Origin of the sequence: Streptomyces carpinensis (assembly GCF_002154505.1) — a bacterium.
In the GTDB taxonomy this organism is placed as follows: Bacteria; Actinomycetota; Actinomycetes; order Streptomycetales; family Streptomycetaceae; genus Streptomyces; species Streptomyces carpinensis.
Genome location: NZ_MUBM01000341.1, coordinates 1 through 17,852, shown reverse-complemented (window position 1 = coordinate 17,852; position 17,852 = coordinate 1). Strand labels below are relative to the sequence as shown.

General features: G+C 73.6%; 15 protein-coding genes. 11 read left to right on the top strand and 4 right to left on the bottom strand.

The window, feature by feature from the left end; genetic code table 11:
• From BZY54_RS37270 to BZY54_RS37255, 4 genes are all read left to right on the top strand, one after another.
• The coding region (locus BZY54_RS37270) for a purine-cytosine permease family protein (protein ID WP_244217522.1) at nucleotides 1-1,573 on the top strand (1,573 nt) is incomplete at its 5' end.
• Complete coding sequence (locus BZY54_RS37265; RefSeq protein ID WP_086729737.1) at nucleotides 1,573-2,250, top strand: cyclase family protein; 678 nt, start codon at nucleotides 1,573-1,575, stop codon at nucleotides 2,248-2,250. The genes BZY54_RS37270 and BZY54_RS37265, both read left to right, overlap by 1 nt.
• A 42-nt stretch (nucleotides 2,251-2,292) precedes the next feature.
• A complete protein-coding gene (locus BZY54_RS37260; RefSeq protein WP_086729736.1) occupies nucleotides 2,293-2,988 on the top strand; it encodes an alpha/beta fold hydrolase in 696 nt (231 codons plus the stop codon).
• Nucleotides 2,989-3,103: 115 nt separating this feature from the next.
• The gene (locus BZY54_RS37255) at nucleotides 3,104-4,273 is read left to right on the top strand and encodes a lactate 2-monooxygenase (RefSeq protein WP_086729735.1); all 1,170 of its coding nucleotides are present in this window, start codon (nucleotides 3,104-3,106) and stop codon (nucleotides 4,271-4,273) included.
• Between the two features lie 417 nt (nucleotides 4,274-4,690).
• On the opposite strand, the gene BZY54_RS37250 is transcribed toward BZY54_RS37255, so the two are convergent.
• The gene (locus tag BZY54_RS37250) at nucleotides 4,691-5,068 is read right to left on the bottom strand and encodes a toxin Doc (RefSeq protein ID WP_086729734.1); all 378 of its coding nucleotides are present in this window, start codon (nucleotides 5,066-5,068) and stop codon (nucleotides 4,691-4,693) included.
• Nucleotides 5,069-5,071: 3 nt separating this feature from the next.
• Nucleotides 5,072-5,317: a hypothetical protein gene (locus tag BZY54_RS37245; protein ID WP_030172510.1), complete on the bottom strand. Its 246-nt coding sequence runs from the start codon at nucleotides 5,315-5,317 to the stop codon at nucleotides 5,072-5,074.
• Nucleotides 5,318-5,482: 165 nt separating this feature from the next.
• Between BZY54_RS37245 and BZY54_RS37240 the strand changes: the two genes are divergently transcribed.
• Nucleotides 5,483-6,205 (top strand): 2OG-Fe(II) oxygenase, encoded by a 723-nt coding sequence (locus BZY54_RS37240; protein WP_086729733.1) that lies wholly within the window; start codon nucleotides 5,483-5,485, stop codon nucleotides 6,203-6,205.
• Nucleotides 6,206-6,418: 213 nt separating this feature from the next.
• Nucleotides 6,419-7,396: an RNA polymerase sigma factor SigJ gene (gene sigJ, locus BZY54_RS37235; RefSeq protein WP_086729732.1), complete on the top strand. Its 978-nt coding sequence runs from the start codon at nucleotides 6,419-6,421 to the stop codon at nucleotides 7,394-7,396.
• Here the strand turns inward: sigJ and BZY54_RS37230 are convergent.
• The gene (locus BZY54_RS37230; protein ID WP_086729731.1) at nucleotides 7,377-10,478 is read right to left on the bottom strand and encodes a glycoside hydrolase family 2 TIM barrel-domain containing protein; all 3,102 of its coding nucleotides are present in this window, start codon (nucleotides 10,476-10,478) and stop codon (nucleotides 7,377-7,379) included. The two genes, sigJ and BZY54_RS37230, sit on opposite strands and share 20 nt — an antisense overlap.
• Before the next feature lie 217 nt (nucleotides 10,479-10,695).
• Between BZY54_RS37230 and BZY54_RS37225 the strand changes: the two genes are divergently transcribed.
• The gene (locus BZY54_RS37225) at nucleotides 10,696-13,077 is read left to right on the top strand and encodes a SpoIIE family protein phosphatase (RefSeq protein WP_086729730.1); all 2,382 of its coding nucleotides are present in this window, start codon (nucleotides 10,696-10,698) and stop codon (nucleotides 13,075-13,077) included.
• Between the two features lie 3 nt (nucleotides 13,078-13,080).
• Here the strand turns inward: BZY54_RS37225 and BZY54_RS37220 are convergent, their stop codons facing one another.
• Nucleotides 13,081-13,632, bottom strand: a complete 552-nt coding sequence (locus tag BZY54_RS37220; RefSeq protein ID WP_086729729.1) for an RNA polymerase sigma factor — start codon at nucleotides 13,630-13,632, stop codon at nucleotides 13,081-13,083.
• A 45-nt stretch (nucleotides 13,633-13,677) separates the two neighbouring features.
• Between BZY54_RS37220 and BZY54_RS37215 the strand changes: the two genes are divergently transcribed.
• The 4 genes from BZY54_RS37215 to BZY54_RS37200 form a co-directional block, all read left to right on the top strand.
• Nucleotides 13,678-15,060: a serine/threonine-protein kinase gene (locus BZY54_RS37215; protein WP_086729728.1), complete on the top strand. Its 1,383-nt coding sequence runs from the start codon at nucleotides 13,678-13,680 to the stop codon at nucleotides 15,058-15,060.
• Nucleotides 15,061-15,240: 180 nt separating this feature from the next.
• Nucleotides 15,241-15,948 (top strand): DUF4232 domain-containing protein, encoded by a 708-nt coding sequence (locus BZY54_RS37210; RefSeq protein WP_086729727.1) that lies wholly within the window; start codon nucleotides 15,241-15,243, stop codon nucleotides 15,946-15,948.
• Nucleotides 15,949-16,041: 93 nt separating this feature from the next.
• Nucleotides 16,042-17,292, top strand: a complete 1,251-nt coding sequence (locus BZY54_RS37205; protein WP_086729726.1) for an SLC13 family permease — start codon at nucleotides 16,042-16,044, stop codon at nucleotides 17,290-17,292.
• 76 nt (nucleotides 17,293-17,368) lie between these two features.
• Nucleotides 17,369-17,852 (top strand): universal stress protein (locus BZY54_RS37200; protein WP_107419930.1); only part of this gene is annotated, 484 nt, incomplete at its 3' end.

Here is a 17,852-nt window from a genome sequence, read left to right as displayed (position 1 = left end):
CTCCCCCGCCGCCTCCTCCCCCGCTCTCACCGAGGTGGAGACCTACGGCGTCGAGCGCATCCCCGACGCCGACCGCACCGCCACCGCGCTCGACCTGTTCCGGGTCGCCTTCGGCGGCGCGAACACCTTCTCCACCTGTGTCCTCGGCGCCTTCCCGATCCTTTTCGGCCTGTCCTTCTGGCAGGGCCTGGCGGCCACCGTCCTCGGCGTCGTCGCGGGCGCGCTGATCCTGTGCCCGATGGCCGTGTTCGGCCCCGTCAACGGCACCAACAACGCGGTCTCCTCGTCGGCGCACCTCGGCGTGCACGGCCGGGTGGTCGGCTCGTTCCTGTCGCTGCTGACCGCGATCGCCTTCTTCTCCATCTCGGTGTGGAGCTCCGGCGACGCCCTGGTCGGCGGCGCGCACCGGCTGTTCGGCCTGGAGCGCAGCACCCTGTCGTTCGCCGTCGCCTACGCGCTGTTCGCGGGGCTGGTGCTCGCGGTGTGCGTCTACGGCTTCCGCTTCATGCTGTTCGTCAACAAGATCGCGGTGACGTCGGCGAGCGTGCTGTTCCTGCTCGGCGCCTTCGCCTTCGCCGGCGACTTCGACCCCTCCTACGCCGGTGTCTTCACCGCCTCGGCGGACGCGGCGACCCGGTCGATGTTCTGGCCGTCGTTCATCGGCGCGGCACTGATCGTGCTGTCCAACCCGGTCTCCTTCGGCGCGTTCCTCGGCGACTGGTCGCGCTACATCCCGGCCGACACACCGCGCCGCAAGGTGATAGGCGCCGCGTTCCTGTCGCAGCTCGCCACGCTGCTGCCGTTCGTCTTCGGCCTGGCCACCGCGAGCATCATCGCCGCCAAGGCCCCCAAGTACGTCGACCCGACGGCCCCCGACTTCGTGGGCGGGCTGCTGGCGATCTCCCCGAGCTGGTTCTTCCTGCCGGTGTGTCTGCTCGCGCTGATCGGCGGCATGTCGACGGGCACGACCTCCCTGTACGGCACCGGCCTGGACTTCTCCTCGGTGTTCCCGAGGCTGTCCCGGGTGCGGGCCACGCTGCTGGTCGGCGTGCTGTCCATCGCGTTCATCTTCATCGGCCGGTTCGGCCTGGACCTGGTGCAGTCGATCTCGACGTTCGCCACGATGATCATCACCTGCACCACGCCGTGGATGGTCGTGATGATGCTCGGCTTCTACACCCGGCGCGGCTGGTACGACCCGGAGGCGCTTCAGGTCTTCAACCGCCGTCAGCGCGGCGGCCGCTACTGGTTCGCGCACGGCTGGAACTGGCGCGGCATGACGGCCTGGTGGGTCTCCGCACTCGCCGGTGTGCTCTTCACCGACATCCCGGGCCAGTTCGTCGGCCCGCTGGGCGATCTGGCGGGCGGTGTCGACATCAGCCTGCCGCTGTCGCTGACGCTGGCCGCGGTGCTCTTCCTCGCGCTGCTGCGGCTGTTCCCCGAGCCGCGGGCGGTCTACGGTCCCGAGGGGGCGCGGCTGGCCCCGACCGTCGACGCTCCCGTGCCACCGATCACCGGGCCGGGCACGCGGGCCGAGGGCGTGGCCGCGGTGCCCGCCGCCGAGGCCGGCTGATGACCGGCTGGATCGACCTGTCGGTGCCCGTGGTCACCGGGATGCCCGTGTACCCCGGTGACCCGGAGGTGACGGTCTCCCCCGCGCTGCGGGTGCCGGTGGACGGCGTCAACGTGCTGCGGCTGCACCTGGGTTCGCAGTCCGGCACGCACGTCGACGCGCCGTACCACGTCGACGACGCCTGGCCGCGGCTGGACGAGCTGCCCCTGGACCGGTTCGCGGGACGGGCGGTCGTCGCCGACGTGCGGGGCCTGCCCGCCCGGGCGCCGATCACCCCCGCCCTGCTGGCGCCCGCCATCGACCGCCTGAGGCTGTCGCCGTGCGGGATCCTGCTGCTCGCCACCGGCTGGTCGGCCCACTGGGGGAGCGACGGCTATCCGGCCCATCCCTGGCTGACCCCGGACGCGGCCGAGGCCTTGGTCGAGGCAGGGATCCGCACGGTGGCGGTGGACGCGCTGAGCGTCGATCCCACGCCACCGCCCGGCGAGCCCGTCACCGGCTGGGACCTGCCCGCGCACCGGGTGCTGTGCGGGGCGGGTGGTGCCGTCGCGGAGAACCTCCGGGGCCTGGAGCGGCTGGTCGGGGCCCGGGACGTCGAGGTCTTCCTGTTCCCGCTGCGTCTGCCGGGCGCCGACGGAGCGCCGGTACGGGCGGTCGCGCGCGTCAACTCCGGCTGAACGGCCCACCGGTTGTCACACCCACCGGCTACGTTGGCGCCCATGACTCGATTCGTACTGGTGGCAGGGGCGTGGCTCGGCGCGTGGGCGTGGGACGAGGTGGTGCCCGTTCTGCGGGCGGCCGGGCACGACGTCCACGCGGTGACGCTCTCCGGCCTCGCCGAGAAGAGCGACGTCCCGGCCGGGCAGCAGACCCACGTCCGGGACATCGTGGACCACGTCGAGCGTCACGACCTGCGCGACGTCGTGCTGGTCGGGCACAGCTACTCCGGCATCCCGGTCGGTCAGGCGTCCGAGCGGATCGGGGACCGGCTGCGGCGCGTGGTGTTCGTCGATTCCAACGTTCCGGTGGACGGGCGGTCCTTCCTCGCGGGGTTCGCGAGCGACCACGTCCGGCAGGCGCTCGACGCGAACGGCGGGGTCTGGCCGCCGCTGCCGCCGGCCGACTACGCCGGTCAGGAGCTGACCGACGAGCAGATCGGCCGCATTGTCGGCGAGGGCACCCCGCACCCGGGTGCCACGCTCACCGAACCGGCCGTGCTCCAAGGCCCGCTCGGCGAGCTTCCGGCGACGTACGTCAAGTGCCTGATGGACGGTGACGAGCCGATGCCCGCCGTGGCCGGGCTGCTGGGGAGCGACCGCTGGGAGCTGGTCCGGCTGGACACCGGTCACTGGCCGATGTTCTCCCGGCCGCGCGAACTGGCGCGGATTCTCGATGAGGCGGCGCGCAAGGACTGAGGCGGCGCCCGCGGGCCGGGATCGGGGTGTCCCCCGCCGGCCGGCCCGTGCATACCCGCCGGTATGGTCGGTGCAGCGCGGGATCGGACCGGCGGCGAGAGGCGGGGCGGCACGGATGGCGAAGCACTGGGCGGACTTCCAGTACGAGATCTATCTGAACGGGATGACGGGCGCCGTGCCCCGGTTGCCCACCGATCTGAGCCGGCTGGAGGAGCTGACGGAGCAGCGGCTCGGTCCCGGCCCGGTGGGCTATGTGGCGGGCAGCGCGGGCGACGGCAGCACGGCCCGCGCCAACCGGGCGGCCCTGGAGCGGCGCCGGATCGTCCCGCGGATGCTGCGGGACGTGCACGAGCGCGATCTGTCGGTCGAGGTGCTGGGCCGTACGCTGCCCGCGCCGCTGGCACTGGCGCCGGTCGGGGTGCTGTCCATCATGCATCCGGACGCGGAGCCGGCGGCCGCCCGGGCCGCCGCGGCGCAGGGCGTGCCGTACGTCCTGTCATCGGCCTCCAGCACCCCCATGGAGCAGGTCGCGGAGGCGATGGGGGACGCCGAGCGCTGGTTCCAGCTGTACTGGGCCAAGGACCGCGAGGTGACGCGGAGTTTCCTGGAGCGGGCGAAGGCATCCGGGTTCTCCGTCCTGGTGGTCACCCTGGACACCCCGCTGCTGGCCTGGCGGCCCCGTGACCTGGACCAGGCCTACCTGCCGTTCCTGCACGGCGTGGGCACCGCCAACTACTTCTCCGACCCGGCCTTCCTCGCGGGCCTGGCCAAGCCCGTGCACGAGGACCCGAACGCGGCGGTGCTGCACTTCGTCGGCATGTTCGCCGACCCCGGCAAGACCTGGCCGGACCTGGCGTTCCTGCGGGAGAACTGGGACGGCCCGATCGTCCTGAAGGGAGTCCTGCACCCCGACGACGCCAGGCTCGCCGCCGAGGCCGGGATGGACGGTGTGGTGGTGTCCAACCACGGCGGCCGTCAGGTGGCCGGTTCCGTGGCCGCCGCCGACGCGCTGCCGAGGGTCGTGGAGGCCGTCGGCGACCGGCTGACCGTCCTGTTCGACAGCGGCGTGCGCACCGGCGACGACGTCTTCAAGGCGCTCGCCCTGGGCGCCCGGGCGGTGCTGCTGGGCCGGCCCTACGTCTACGGTCTCGGCCTGGACGGCCAGGCGGGTGTGGAGCACGTGATCCGCTGCCTGCTCGCGGAGTTCGACCTCACCCTCGCCCTGTCCGGGCACGCCGGCCCGGCCACCGTCGGCGCCGCCGACCTCGTGGAGGACACCGCCTGACCCGCGCGGCCGGGGCATCACCCGGGCAGGACATCCCGGAAGGTCCGGTGTTCCCGGTGCTCTTGGGGCCCGTCCGCGCCAGGTCCCGCATCTGCGCCACGATCCGCCGGACAGGCATTCGTGCGCCCCGTGTGAAACACGCGCACACACGGGCCGGCCGCGCACGCTCCCGGCCCGGCCGGCCGCGCGATGCACTGGGGTCGGCCCCTCGGAACGGCCCCCTGGGCCGGGCCCCGCGCAGGACGGCGGCTCTCCCGCGCGCGACGGCCGCCGACCCCGCTTCTCCCGCCCCCGGTCGGCGGCCCGGGGCGGGGCGGAGCCCGCGAGCGGCCGGGCGGTGCGGCGGAGGGCAGCAGGTGTTCCCACCGCGGCGGAGCGCCCCGCACCCGCCGACGCGGGGCAGGACGCCGGCGGGCGTCAGATCTCCCAGGAGCGCAGCCGGTCGGCGGCGCCGTAGACGTCGGTCTTGCCGGACATCAGGTCGCGGGCGAGGTCGACGAGCGCGCCGTAGGGCGGGTCGATGCCGACGCCGCTGACGAACATGTAGGCCACGGCCGTGGCACAGGCGAAGCGGGCGTTGGCGGACGGCAGGGGCTTGAGCACGGCCAGGGTGTGCAGCAGCGCGGCGGCGCGCCAGGCGGGGTCGGAGTCCACGCCGAGACGCGGCGGGTCCACGCGATGGCGGGCGACGGCGGCCACCAGGGCCGAGAAGTCGTTGACGGTGGGCTGGTCCGGCAGCACTTCCTCATGGCGCTGGAGCAGCCAGGGCACGTCGATGTGGATGACGGGGGTCATCGGTCAGGCGGCCCGTCCCTCGCCCTTGGTGGGCGGCTCGTCATCGGGGAATGCGGCGGCGAATTCGTCGGCGTGGGCGGCGAAGAACCGGCGGAAGGCCTCGGCGCCCTCCTGCAGGGCGCGGTGCCGGGCTATGTCCGCGGCGGCCGCCTCGCGCACGAGCGCTTTCATCGACGTACCGCGTTCCTTGGCGATCTGCCGCAGGTCCTCTAGCTCGCGGTCGCTGAACTCCACATTGAGCGCTGGCATGACCCACACCGTACCGCGCGGGGTACTTTCGCGTAAATAGTCGCAGGTCACATGGGTAGGACGACGGTACCGAGCGACACGAGAACAGTGTCCGATCCCCGCCGGACATCGCCCGGGAAGGGCGCCAGACTCGTACCTGGAGGCAATGGAACGCAAGGAGACGCCATGACCCCGACCACCGACCGGGCCGCCCGGCGGATCGCGGCCACCGACTGGGCGGCGCTGGCAGCCGAGTTGGACGAGCAGGGCTGCGCGACGACCGGGCCGCTGCTGACGCCCGCCGAGTGCCGTGACCTGGCCGCGCTCTACGACGAACCCGGGCTGTTCCGCACCACGGTGGACATGGCCCGGCACCGCTACGGCTCCGGCGAGTACCGCTACTTCACCCATGACCTGCCCGCCCAGGTGGCCGCCCTGCGCGCCGCGCTGTACCCGCGGCTGCTGCCGATCGCCCGGGAGTGGGCGGCCCGGCTCGGGCGCCCGGCGCCGTGGCCCGACGACCTCCAGGAGTGGCTGCGGCGCTGCCACGAGGCCGGGCAGGGCCGCTCCGCCCAGATCCTGCTGCGCTACGGTCCGGGCGACTGGAACGCCCTGCACCGGGACGTGTTCGGGGAGCTGGTCTTCCCTCTCCAGGTGGTCGTCGGGCTGGACGCGTACGGCGGGGACTACACGGGCGGTGAGTTCCTGATGGTCGAGCAGCGGCCCCGGGCCCAGTCCCGCGGTGTCGCCACGGTGCTCGCGCAGGGGCACGGCCTGGTGTTCACCACCCGGGACCGGCCGGTGCGCACGCGGCGCGGCTGGTCGGCAGGAGGGATGCGGCACGGCGTGAGCACCGTGCGCTCCGGCCGCCGGCACGCGCTCGGCCTGGTCTTCCACGACGCGTCGTGAGGCCGGCCGGCATGCCGGGGAGTCGATCGTGACGTGCGCTGTCGTACGGGACCGACCGAGACGTACGCCGTGCTGCGCGAGACGCGGGACCCACCGCGGCCCACGCCGCGACGGACGCCGACTGAGACGTGCGTCACATCCCGCCCGTGCCGTGTCACAGTCGGGCCCCTCCCCCGCCTCACAGTGGTGAGCGCGCCACCGGGAGGCCCACCCATGTCCGAACACCCCTCCGCACCCGCCGGGGACACCCCGGCCGAGGAGTCGCCGCGGCGGGCGACGGAGCTCTTCCTCGCCCATCGGGAGCTGCTGTTCGGCGTCGTCTACAACATGCTCGGCAGCGTCGCCGACACCGAGGACGTCCTGCAGGAGACCTGGCTGTCGTGGACCGCCCGGGGCGCCGGCGCCCCGCTGAAGGAGGTCGCCAACCCGCGCGCCTATCTGGTGCGCATCGCGGTGAACCACGCGCTGGCGCGGCGCGCCGTGATCAGCCGCCGCCGTGAGACGTACGTCGGCCCGTGGCTGCCCGAGCCGCTGGTCGCGGACGAGGCCGCGGACGCCGGCGATCCGGCGCTGCGGACCGAGTCGGTGTCGCTGGCGATGCTTGTGGTCCTGGAGTCGCTGACCCCGCTGGAACGCGCGGTGTTCGTGCTGGGCGATGTCTTCGGGTACGCGCACCGGGAGATCGCCGAGATCATCGGCCGCACGCCGGCCGCGGTGCGCCAGCTCGCGCACCGGGCCCGCGCCCATGTGCACGCCCGGCGACCGCGGTACACGGCGCATCCGCGGGTGCGCAGGGAGGCGACCGAACGCTTCGTGCGGGCCGCGCTCGGCGGGGACATCGCCGCCCTGATGGAGATCCTCGCCCCGGACGTGACGGTGTGGACGGACGGCGGCGGCCGGCGCCGGCAGGCCGGCCTCAGGCCGGTGCACGGGCGCGACAAGGCCGTCCGTCTCCTCACCTCCTACGCCGCCCGGCGCACCCCGCGGGACCTGGAGATCCGCCACCGCCGCGTCAACGGCGACGACGCGGCGGTCCTGTTCGAGGGCGAGGCCCCCTACGCGGTGATGGTCATGGACCTCACGCCGGAGGGCGACCGGGTGTCCGGGGTCTACATCGTCACCAACCCCGACAAGCTCCACCACGTGCGGGCCGACGGGGCGGCGGAGGATCCTAGACCTCCAACTTGCTGATGCGCACCGCTCCTTCGGCCTGTCCGGGCCGGCCGCTGGTCAGGGTGAGCCGTATCCGGGATCCGCGCACCGCGTCGAAGGCGATCACCGTGGGGGCGTCGGAGGCGGTGGCCCAGTCGGCCCGCGCCCCGCGCACCGGCCTCCAGGCACCGCCGTCGAAGACCGCGACCTCGACCGCGGCCGGCAGGCTGTGCGTGGCGTCCACGGTGAAGGAGACGGCCACGCGGTCGACGGTGCGCGTCCGGCCCCAGTCCAGGGACACCCAGTCCTTCGGGCGTGCCCCGGAGAAGGCGGGCAGCAGCGCGGTGGCCGACTTGGTGAAGGCGTTGGACCAGCCGGTGGCCGGGTCGCCGTCGAGCATGGCGGCGGGCAGGGTGTCGGGGCGGCCCGAGTAACTGGCGTCCGCGTAGGGGTAGGTGGGCGGCACCGGGTGGTCCGGCGCGAAGTCGGCCGGTGGTGTGGCCGCGGCCGAGCGGGCCGGCGTGGTGCGCACCGTCGCCGTGCCGGTGCGCAGGCCGTCGGCGCGTGCGGTGACCCGCAGCACGCCCGCCTTCGTGCCCGAGCGGACGATCGCGAGCGCCTTGCCGTGGAAGGCGGTGCGCGTGCTCGCCTGGTAACGCTCGGCGCTCTCCTCGCGGCCGTTGTCGACACCGGCCGGCGAGCCGCCCGCCACGTCGAAGGAGATCAGGTGTTCGGCGTCGGGCACGACCACGCCGTGGACGTCGACGACGTCCGCGGTGACGAAGACCAGCGACCGGCCGTCCGCCGCCACCGAGTCGCGGTCGGGCGTGAGCCGCACCGCGTGCGGCGCGCCGGCCGTGCGCAGGACGTCGGTGGCCACCACCTTGCCGTCCCGCCGGGCCACCGCCTTGAGCTCGCCCGGCCGGTACGGCACCTTCCACGTCAGATGCAGTTTGCCGGCGCTGCCGTTGGGGCTGGTGTAACTGCCCGGGTAGGGGCCGTCGGTGAAGGTCTTGTCGTCGCCGGTGGCCTCGGTGGTCTCCAGGTAGGCGCGTCCGTCGATGGTCCGCTTCACGTCGAACGACCGGGTGCCGAGGGAATTGCCGTTGAGGAACAGCTCGACCGACTCCACGTTGGCGTAGGCCCAGACCTCGACGACGTCGCCCTCCTCGTGGTTCCAGGTCATGGGCACCAGGTGGACCATCGGTTCGGCCGTCCACTGGCTCCTGAAGAGGTGGTACATGTCCTTGGGGAAGCCGGCCGTGTCGACGGCGCCGAAGAAGGACGCCTTCACCGGGAACACGTTGTACGGCGTGGGCTCCCCGATGTAGTCGATGCCCGACCACAGGAACTGCCCGGCGAACCACTTGCGGTCGCGGTCCTTCTTGTGGCCGTACTCGCCGCTCATGGTCCAGGAGGCGAGGTTGTTGTCGTACGACGAGGTCGCCCGCCGGCCCGGGGTGTGGTTCTCGCCCGTGTTCAGGTGCTCCGGCTCCTGGTACGTGCCGCGCGTGGAGGTCTCCGAGGACGACTCGGACTCGAACAGGAACAGATGCGGGTAGGCCGCGTGCAGTGCGTCGACGGACTTGGCGGTGTTGTAGTTCAGGCCGAGCCCGTCGAGCTTGGCGAGCATGAGGTCGGCCGCGGAGCCCTTCTTCGGCACGCTGCGGTACTTGTCCGAGCCGATGACGAGCGGCCGTGTGTCGTCGGCGGCCTTGACGGCGCCGATGATCCGGTCGGCCATGGCGAGTCCGGCGGTGGAGGTCGAGTCGGGGATCTCGTTGCCGATGGACCACAGGACGACGGCGGGCGAGTTACGGGCGGCGAGCACCATCTCGGTGGCGTCCTTCTCGCACCACTCGTCGAAGAACCGGCCGTAGTCGTACTTCGTCTTGCCGGTGCGCCAGCAGTCGAAGGCCTCCACCATCATCACGATGCCGAGTTCCTCGCAGACCTGGATCATCTGCGGGGACGGCGGATTGTGGGAGGTGCGGAAGGCGTTGACGCCCATCGACTTCATGATGGTCATCTGCCGGCGTACGGCGTCCAGGCTGATCGCCGCGCCGAGCGCGCCCTGGTCGTGGTGGAGGTCGACGCCCTTGATCTTGGCGTGGGTGCCGTTGAGGAAGAAGCCCTCGTCCGGGTCGAAGCGGTAGGTACGGATGCCGAAGGCGGTGTCGTAGGTGTCCACTCTCCGGCCGCCGACGCGAAGTTCGGTGCGCAGCGTGTAGCGGTGGTGCGGAGTGGCGAAGTCCCACAACCGGGGTTCGGCCACGGGGAGTTCGTGGGTCTCGGTGCCGCCCTGTGCGTCGACGGTGACCGTGGAGGCGGTCCGGGCGACAGTGCGGCCGTCGGGGTCGACGACGCTCGATGCGACCTCCACCTCGGCGGGCGCACCGGAGTCGTTGGCCACCGAGGTGCGCACCCGGACCACGGCCCGTTCCGCGGTGACCTCGGGCGTGGTGACCTGGGTGCCCCAGCGTGCCACGTGCACCGGCTCGGTGACCACCAGGCGGGCCTCGCGGTAGATGCCGCTGCCGGAGTACCAGCGGCTGCTGGGGAGCTGGTTCTGCACCTTGACCGCGATGACGTTCTCGGTGGTGCCGTCGGTGTGCAGCAGATCGGTGAGGTCGAAGGCGAAACCGGTGTAGCCGTAGGGGTGGTGGCCGGCCTCGGTGCCGTTGCAGTAGACGTGGGAGTCCATGTAGACGCCGTCGAACTCCACCCAGATCCGCTTTCCGGCGTAGGCGGCCGGCACGGTGAGGGCGAGGCGGTACCAGCCCAGGCCGCCGGGGAGGAAGCCGGTGCCGCTGGTGGTGCCGTGCTCCGTGGTGGGCGTCTGCTCGATGCTCCAGTCGTGCGGGACGGCCACCTGGCGCCAGGCGGAGTCGTCGAAGCCGGGGGCGGCGGCGTCGGCATAGGCTCCGGTGGGGTCGGTGATGCCGTCCGTGTCGACCAGCGCGAAGCGCCAGCCGTCGCGCAGGGCGACGGTACGGCGGCCGGGGGCGCCTCCCGTGGCGTCCGCGGCCTCGGCCGCCAGGGCGGCGGGGCCGCCGAGCAGCCCTCCCGCCGCCGGGGCTGCCGTACCGGCGATCAGAATCGATCTGCGCGTGACCGTCATGGCGGCTCTCCTTCATTCCCCGCGGGGACCAGAAGTACTCAGAAATGATCGCGAGCAAACAGATTCTGACGTGATGACACATGGGACCGTCAAGGGTGCGGGAGCGCGCAGCTGTCCCTCCCGCCACGGTCGCCGACCATGCGGAGCGGGTACGCACTAGGCTGGAACGCGAGTGACACACCTGATCACCGTGAGTGTGCGCGATGGAGTGGCGACGATGAGTCCGGCGTATCCGTTCGACGAGGCCGCCACGGCACGGGCGGTCGTCGACGCGCACGGCGTCCTCGTCGAGTGGAACGAAGGCGCGCGCCGACTGCTCGGCTGGGCGCCCGAGGAAGTCCTGTCCAAGCCCGCCGCCAACCTGCTGGTCGACGGCGCGCAGGTCGCTCTCCCCGAGGAACACCGTTCGAACGGCACGCTCACCCTGCGCCACCGCGACGGGCACGCCGTGACCGTCTGGGTGCTGGCCCACCACCGCACCCCGCAGGAGGGCGGCGACTGGCTCCTGGTCACACCCCTGGAGGCCGACGTCCCACGGGCCGGGACAGATCCGCTCGACCGGGCTCGGCTCGTCCAGTCCCCCTGCGCGATCGCGATCTACGACGACCGGTTGCGGCTGCACTCGATCAACGACGCCATGGCTCATGCGCTCGGCGTCCCCGGGGAGCGGGTGCTGGGCCTGCGCATCTCCGAGATCGGCGGCCGGCCGCAGAGCGCGGCCATCGAGGAGCAGATGCTCGGGGTGCTCAGAACCGGCCGAGGACACGACGTGAAGAACTACGTGCCGATGGACGGGGAAGGCCGCGTGCACGCGTGGCTGGCCCGGATGTCCCCGATCACCGACGAGGGGGGGCAGGTGCACGGGGTGTGCGTCGCCGCCCACGACTTCACCGAGCAGTACCGGGCGCGGCAGCGGCTGCAACTGGTCAACGAGGCCAGCATGCGCATCGGCACCACCCTCGACGTCACCCGGACGGCACAGGAGCTCGCCGACGTCTGCGTGCCCTCCCTCGCCGACTTCGTCAGCGTCGACCTGGTCGACCCGCCCGGGAACGGCGGCGAACTGCCCATCGGCCCGCTCACCGTGCCGGCCGCTCTGCGCCGCGTCGCCCACCGCTCGGTCCGGCCGGGTCACCCCGATTCCGTGGTCCCGGCCGGGCAGTGCGAGGTCTATCCCGCGGCCTCGCCCCAGGGCGCCTCCCTGCTGTCGGGGCAGCCGATCGTGGTCGCCAGGGCGTCGGGGGACCTGGAGAAGTGGCTCGCCTGGCATCCGGAGCTCAGCCGGCGTGTGGCGCTGCTCGGCATCCACGCCATCATGTCGGTGCCGGTCCGGGCCCGGGGCGTGACCCTCGGAGTGGCCGTCTTCACCCGGTTCGAGCAGCCCGCCCCCTTCACTCCGGACGACGTGCTGCTGGCCGAGGAGGTCACCGCCCGGGCCGCCGTCTGCATCGACAACGCCCGCCGCTACTCACGCGAGCGGGAGACCGCCCTCGCCCTGCAGCGCAGCCTGCTGCCGCGCACCCTGGCGCGCACGGCCGCCGTGCAGGCCGCCTCCCGCTACCTTCCGGCGGCGCGCGCCGGTGTGGGCGGCGACTGGTTCGACGTCATCCCGCTGTCCGGGATGCGGGTCGCGCTGGTCGTCGGGGACGTCCTCGGGCACGGGGTGCGGGCCTCGGCCACCATGGGCCGGCTGCGCACCGCCGTGCGCACCCTCGCCGACATCGACCTCGCCCCGGACGAGCTGCTCACCCACCTCGACGACGTCGTCGCCCGGATGTCGGAGGAGGCGGACACCGAAGGCGAGGGCCGCCCGGCCGAGGTCGGCGCGAGCTGCCTGTACGCGGTGTACGACCCCGTCTCGCGGCGCTGTGTCCTCGCCCGCGCCGGGCACCCCTGCCCCGTGCTGGTCCCGCCCGACGGCCCACCCCGCCGGATCGAGCTGCCACCGGGTCCCCCGCTGGGCCTGGGCGGGCTGCCGTTCGAGTCGGCGGAACTCGACCTGCGCGAGGGCAGCGTGCTCGCCTTCTACACCGACGGGCTCATCGAGCACCGCGAGCGCGACGTCGACGCCGGTCACCGGCTGCTGTGCGAGGCGCTGGCCGAGCGGACGGGCTCCCTCGAGACGACGTGCGACCGCGTGCTGCACGCCGTGCTGCCGACGAGCGGCTCCACCGACGACGTGGCCCTGCTGCTCGCCCGCACCCTGGGACTGCCGGCCTCCCAGGTGGCCACCTGGGAGATTCCCGCCGACCCCTCGCTGGTGGCCCCGATCCGCAAGCAGGTCCTCGACCGGCTCGACGCCTGGCGGCTGAGCCTGGCGGCGTTCACCACCGAGCTGGTGGTCAGCGAGCTGGTCACCAACGCCATCCGGTACGGCACCCCGCCCATCCGGCTGCGTCTGATCCACGACGCCACGCAGCTGATCTGCGAGGTGTCCGACACCAGCAACACCGCCCCGCATCTGCGCCGCGCCAGGACCTGGGACGAGGGCGGACGCGGGCTGCTGCTGGTCGCCCAGCTCACCCAGCGGTGGGGCAGCAGGCACACCGCCGAGGGCAAGACCATCTGGGCGGAGCTGAGCCTGCTGGAGGAGGAGTGACGCTCAGGAAGCGGCGGTCAGCCAGGGCCTGACCCGACGGCGCGCCTCGTGCAGCCGGGACTTGAACGTGCCCAGCGGCACGCCGGCCCGCTCGGCGGCCTCGGCGTACTCCAGCCGGCAGATGTCCCGGTACACCAGCGGTGCCACCAGGTGCGGGTGCTCGCGTTCCAGCCGGTCCAGCGCGTCCAGGAGATCGACGCGGGAACCCGCGATGACGCTGGTGGTGCGAGGGTCGGCGTACTGCGCGGGCTCGATCGCGGCGGGCTGCTCCGCGGCGCGCCGCCTGAGTTCGCGGTACTTCTGGCGGCAGCAGTTGGCGACGACCGTGTAGAGCCAGGTGCCGAAGCGGCTGCGGCCCTCGAAGGTGGAGATCCGCCGCGCGACCTGGAGCAGGACGTCCTGCGCGGCCTCCTCGGCGTCCTCCCGGCAGGGCAGGAAGCGTCCGCAGCGCCGCATCACCTCGGGGCGGATCTCCTGCAGCAGTTCCTCCAGCGCCGTACCGTCACCGGCGGCGGCCCGCCGGGCGAGGTCGTCGGTCAGCGCCGGGTCCGGCACGGCAGGCCCCCTTGGAGTCGATCTCAGGGCAGGCATGATAGTCGCATGCACTCCGTCGAGCGGATCGGCCGCTACCGGATCGAACGCCGCCTGGGCACCGGCGCCTTCGGCACGGTGTGGCTGGCCCACGACGACGAGCTCCAGGCCCCGGTGGCCGTCAAGGTCCTGGCGGAGAACTGGGCGCACCGCCTCGATGTGCGCGAGCGGTTCCTGTCCGAGGCACGGCTGCTGCGCAAGGCGGGCTCGCCCCGGGTGGTGCAGGTCCACGACATCGGTGAACTGCCCGACGGCAGACCGTACTTCGTCATGGAGTACGCCGACGGCGGCACCCTCGCCGACCTGCTCGTCTCGGACCCCCTGACCGTGCTGGAGGCGCTGCGTCTGACCGCGCTCGCCGCCCGCGGAGCGCAGGCCCTGCACGAGGCGGGCGTCGTGCACCGGGACGTCAAACCGAGCAACGTACTGCTGCGCACCGCGCCGGACGGCACCCGGCGGGTGCTGCTCGCCGACCTCGGGCTCGCCAAGAGCCTGGCGGAGGCCTCGGGGCTGACCCTGGCCGCGGGTTCGGCCGGGTACCGGCCGCCGGAGCAAGCCGAGCCGGGTGCGGGGATCGACGCGCGGGCCGACGTCTACAGCCTGGGCGCGGTCGGCTACCAGCTGGTCACGGGTACGGTTCCGGCCGCGCCGGGCAGGGTGGTGCCTCCCCGGCGGCTGCGGCCGGACCTGGACCCCGGCGTGGCGCGGGCGCTGATGCGCGCGCTGGAACCGGAGCGCGAGCGGCGCTGGCCCAGCGCGGAGGCTTTCGCCGAGGAGCTGGAGCGGCTGGCCGCGGCGGGAGCGTCCGGCGGCCGGCCCCGCGGGCGCGGGAGGGTCGTCGCGGCGGCGGCCGTGGCGGCGGTGCTCGCCGCCGCGGGCGTGGCCCTGGCACTGACGCTGCGGCCGTCCTCGGCCTCCGGGGGCCGGGTCGCGGACGCCACCGGCCGGGTCGTGTTGTGGGTGCCGGACGGCTGGGGGCGCCAGCTGCGGGACTCCGGCTGGGACCCGCGGGCGCTGGGGCTGCCCGCCGGGCACGAGCCGGGGCTCGCCGTCGCCGACGACCTGGCCCGTTGGCAGGACCCGGGCGCCGACGTGCGGGGCGTGTTCGTCGGCCTGAGCGAGCACGGCGACGTCACGGCCCGGGTGAACGCCGTGGACCATCCCGGCTGCCACTACGACGGCAGCCGCGCCTACACGAGCCCGAGCTGGGACGGCCGGATCCGGACCTGGTCCGGCTGCCCCGGCGGCGGCCGGCTCACCGAGGCCGCGCTGGTGCCGGCCGGCTCCGCCCGGCAGCCCCAGGTGTACGTGCAGATCCGCCGGCACGGCGGCGACGACGCGACCGATCGCATACTCCGCTCCCTGCGGGTCACCTGGCCCCCGTACGGGTGAACGGCACCCGGTCCGGAGACGGGAATGCATTTGGGGAACCCGGCACAGGATCCGAGCCCGCGGGAGAAAGGCGCGGCACCCGGCGAACTTTCCGTCCCGACCGTGCATCGGACACCGTGTCGGCGCACCAGGCGCCGGACGCACGCCGCGACCGCGTGCGACGAACTCCAGGAGCGGAACATGGCGTACACCTCCCCCTCCCGCCACCGCACGGCCCTGCTCGCGAGCTCGGTCGCGGTCATGGGCCTGCTGACCGCGTGCGGCAACGGCGCAGGCACGGCCAGTCCCCCGCAGAAGGTGCCGGGCACCGCCGCCCCCGCGACCGGCGACACGACGACCGGCGCGGGCGCCACGAGGGCCGCGCCGAGCGGCGGCATCACCGCCCCGGGCCGGACGGCCACGCACCCGGGCTCCTCCTCGGCCGCGACGGCCGGGGACTCCGCTTCCGGCACCGGCGCCGCGGCCAGGAGCACCCGCTGTCACACCTCCGAACTCAAGGCGATGGTGGGCCGCAATGATCCCGGCGCCGGGCAGGAGAACTTCCCGGTCGTCCTGACCAACACCTCCGGCCGCACCTGCACGGTGCACGGCTATCCCGGTGCCGCCTTCGTGGACGCCTCCGGCAGGCAGCTGGGCCCGGACCCCAAGCGCGAGGCGGGTACGCCCACCACCGTGACGCTGCGGCCGGGTGCAAGCGCCTGGGCGGGCCTTACGTTCTCCAACCCCGGCGTGAGCGGGGCGAGGACGGCGACGCCCGCCGCGCTGATCGTCACTCCGCCCGACGAGCGTGACCACCTGACGGTCACGTGGACGGCCGGGCAGGTTCCCGTGGGCGGCAACGCCTCGTCGGTCTTCCTGACGGTCCTGGGCGCCGGCGCCGGTCCCTGACGCGCGCCGGTCCGCGCACGTCCGCGCAGAACCCCCTGCGGCGGTTTGCTTTGATGTGCGGGCACCGTTGACCGCGTCCGGAGGAACGAGACCCTGAACACGCCGCTCGCAGAGGCACTGTCCGCCGTCCTGCTCGTCGCCGTCCTGGCCTGGGCCGTCGTCCGCCCCTTCGGCCTGCCCGAGGCGGTCATGGCCGTCCCCGCCGCCGCCCTGGCCGTCGCCACCGGTGCCATCTCGCTGGACCACGCGCGCGCCGAGGCGGAGCGGCTGGGGCCGGTGGTCGGGTTCCTGGCCGCGGTCCTGGTCCTCGCCCACTTCTGCGACGTCGAAGGGCTGTTCCAGGCGTGTGGCGCGTGGACGGCCGGCTGGGCCGGGGGCCGTCCGGTACGGCTGCTGACGGCGGTGTTCGCGCTGGCGTCGGCGATCACCGCGGTGCTCAGCCTGGACGCCACCGTCGTGCTGCTGACCCCGGTCGTGTTCGCCACCGCCGCGCGGACCGGCGTGCGACCCAAACCGCACGTGTACGCCTGCACCCACCTGTCCAACACGGCGTCCCTGCTGCTGCCGGTCTCCAACCTGACCAACCTGCTGGCCTTCGCCGCAAGCGGGCTGAGCTTCACCCGGTTCGCGGCGCTGATGGGGCTGCCGTGGCTGGTGGCGATCGGCGCCGAGTACGTGGTCTTCCGCCGCTTCTTCGCCCGCGACCTGGCCGCCGCCGCGCCCTCGCCGCGCACCGGCGAGCCGCCCGAGCCACCGCTGTTCGCGCTGGTCACCGTGGCCTGCACACTGGCCGGGTTCATCCTGACGTCCACGTTCGGCGTCGAACCGGTGTGGGCGGCGCTGGCCGGGGCGCTGGTGCTCGCCGGGCGCGCGCTGTGGCGCGGCAGGGCCACCCCGCCGGATGTGGTCCGGGCCGCGGCGCCCGCCTTCCTGGCGTTCGTACTGGCCTTGGGCATCGTAGTCCGCGCGGTGGTCGACAACGGGCTCGCCGACGCGCTCGGGCACGTCCTGCCCACCGGCACGAGCCTGCCGGCGCTGCTCGGTCTCGCCGCTGCGGCCGCCGTACTGGCGAACCTGATCAACAACCTGCCGGCGGTGCTGGTCCTGCTGCCGCTGACCGCGCCGGCCGGTCCGGGGGCCGTGCTCGCGGTGCTGCTCGGCGTGAACATCGGGCCGAACCTGACCTACGCCGGGTCGCTGGCGACCCTGCTGTGGCGGCGGATCGTGCATCAGCACGAACACGACGTGGACCTCAAGGAGTTCACCCGGCTCGGTCTGCTGGCCGTGCCGTCGGCGCTCGTGCCCGCGGTGGTGGCACTGTGGGGGGCGCTGCACATTGCGTGAGTCCGCTCAAGGACTCGACAGACTCGGCGGACTCGACAGACTCGACAGTGCGGAAAGGCCGAGGGAGGACGTCGTTATGCGCGTGATCGCCTGGCTGGTCGAGGGCACCTGGCCCGCCTGTGTGGATGCCGTGCGCGCCCATGCGCCCGACACGTCGGACGTGGTGCTGCTGCACGTCATCGGGCCGGAGGTGCCCGGCGTGGCGCACGGGGCGTTCGCCGGGCTGCTCGGCCGGGGACGTCCCGGGAGGGATCCGGGCGACCGGCTGACCGACCTGCAAGAGGCGTCGGCGGCCGAACTGCTGGAGGCCGCCGCGGCCCGGCTCGGGCGGCCGTGTACGCGGCTGGAGCGGGCCGGGCGGGTGGAGCGCGAGGTGGTCGTGGCGGCCGAGGGCGCCGACCTGCTGGTGCTGGCCCGGGACGGCGACCGCGCGCGGCTCGGCCCGCACAGCCTGGGGCCGGCCGTGCGGTTCGCCGTCGACCACGCGCCCTGCCCGGTGCTGCTGGTGTGGCCGGAGGCCGCCCCGGACCTCACGACCGGGCTCTTATACACATCTGACG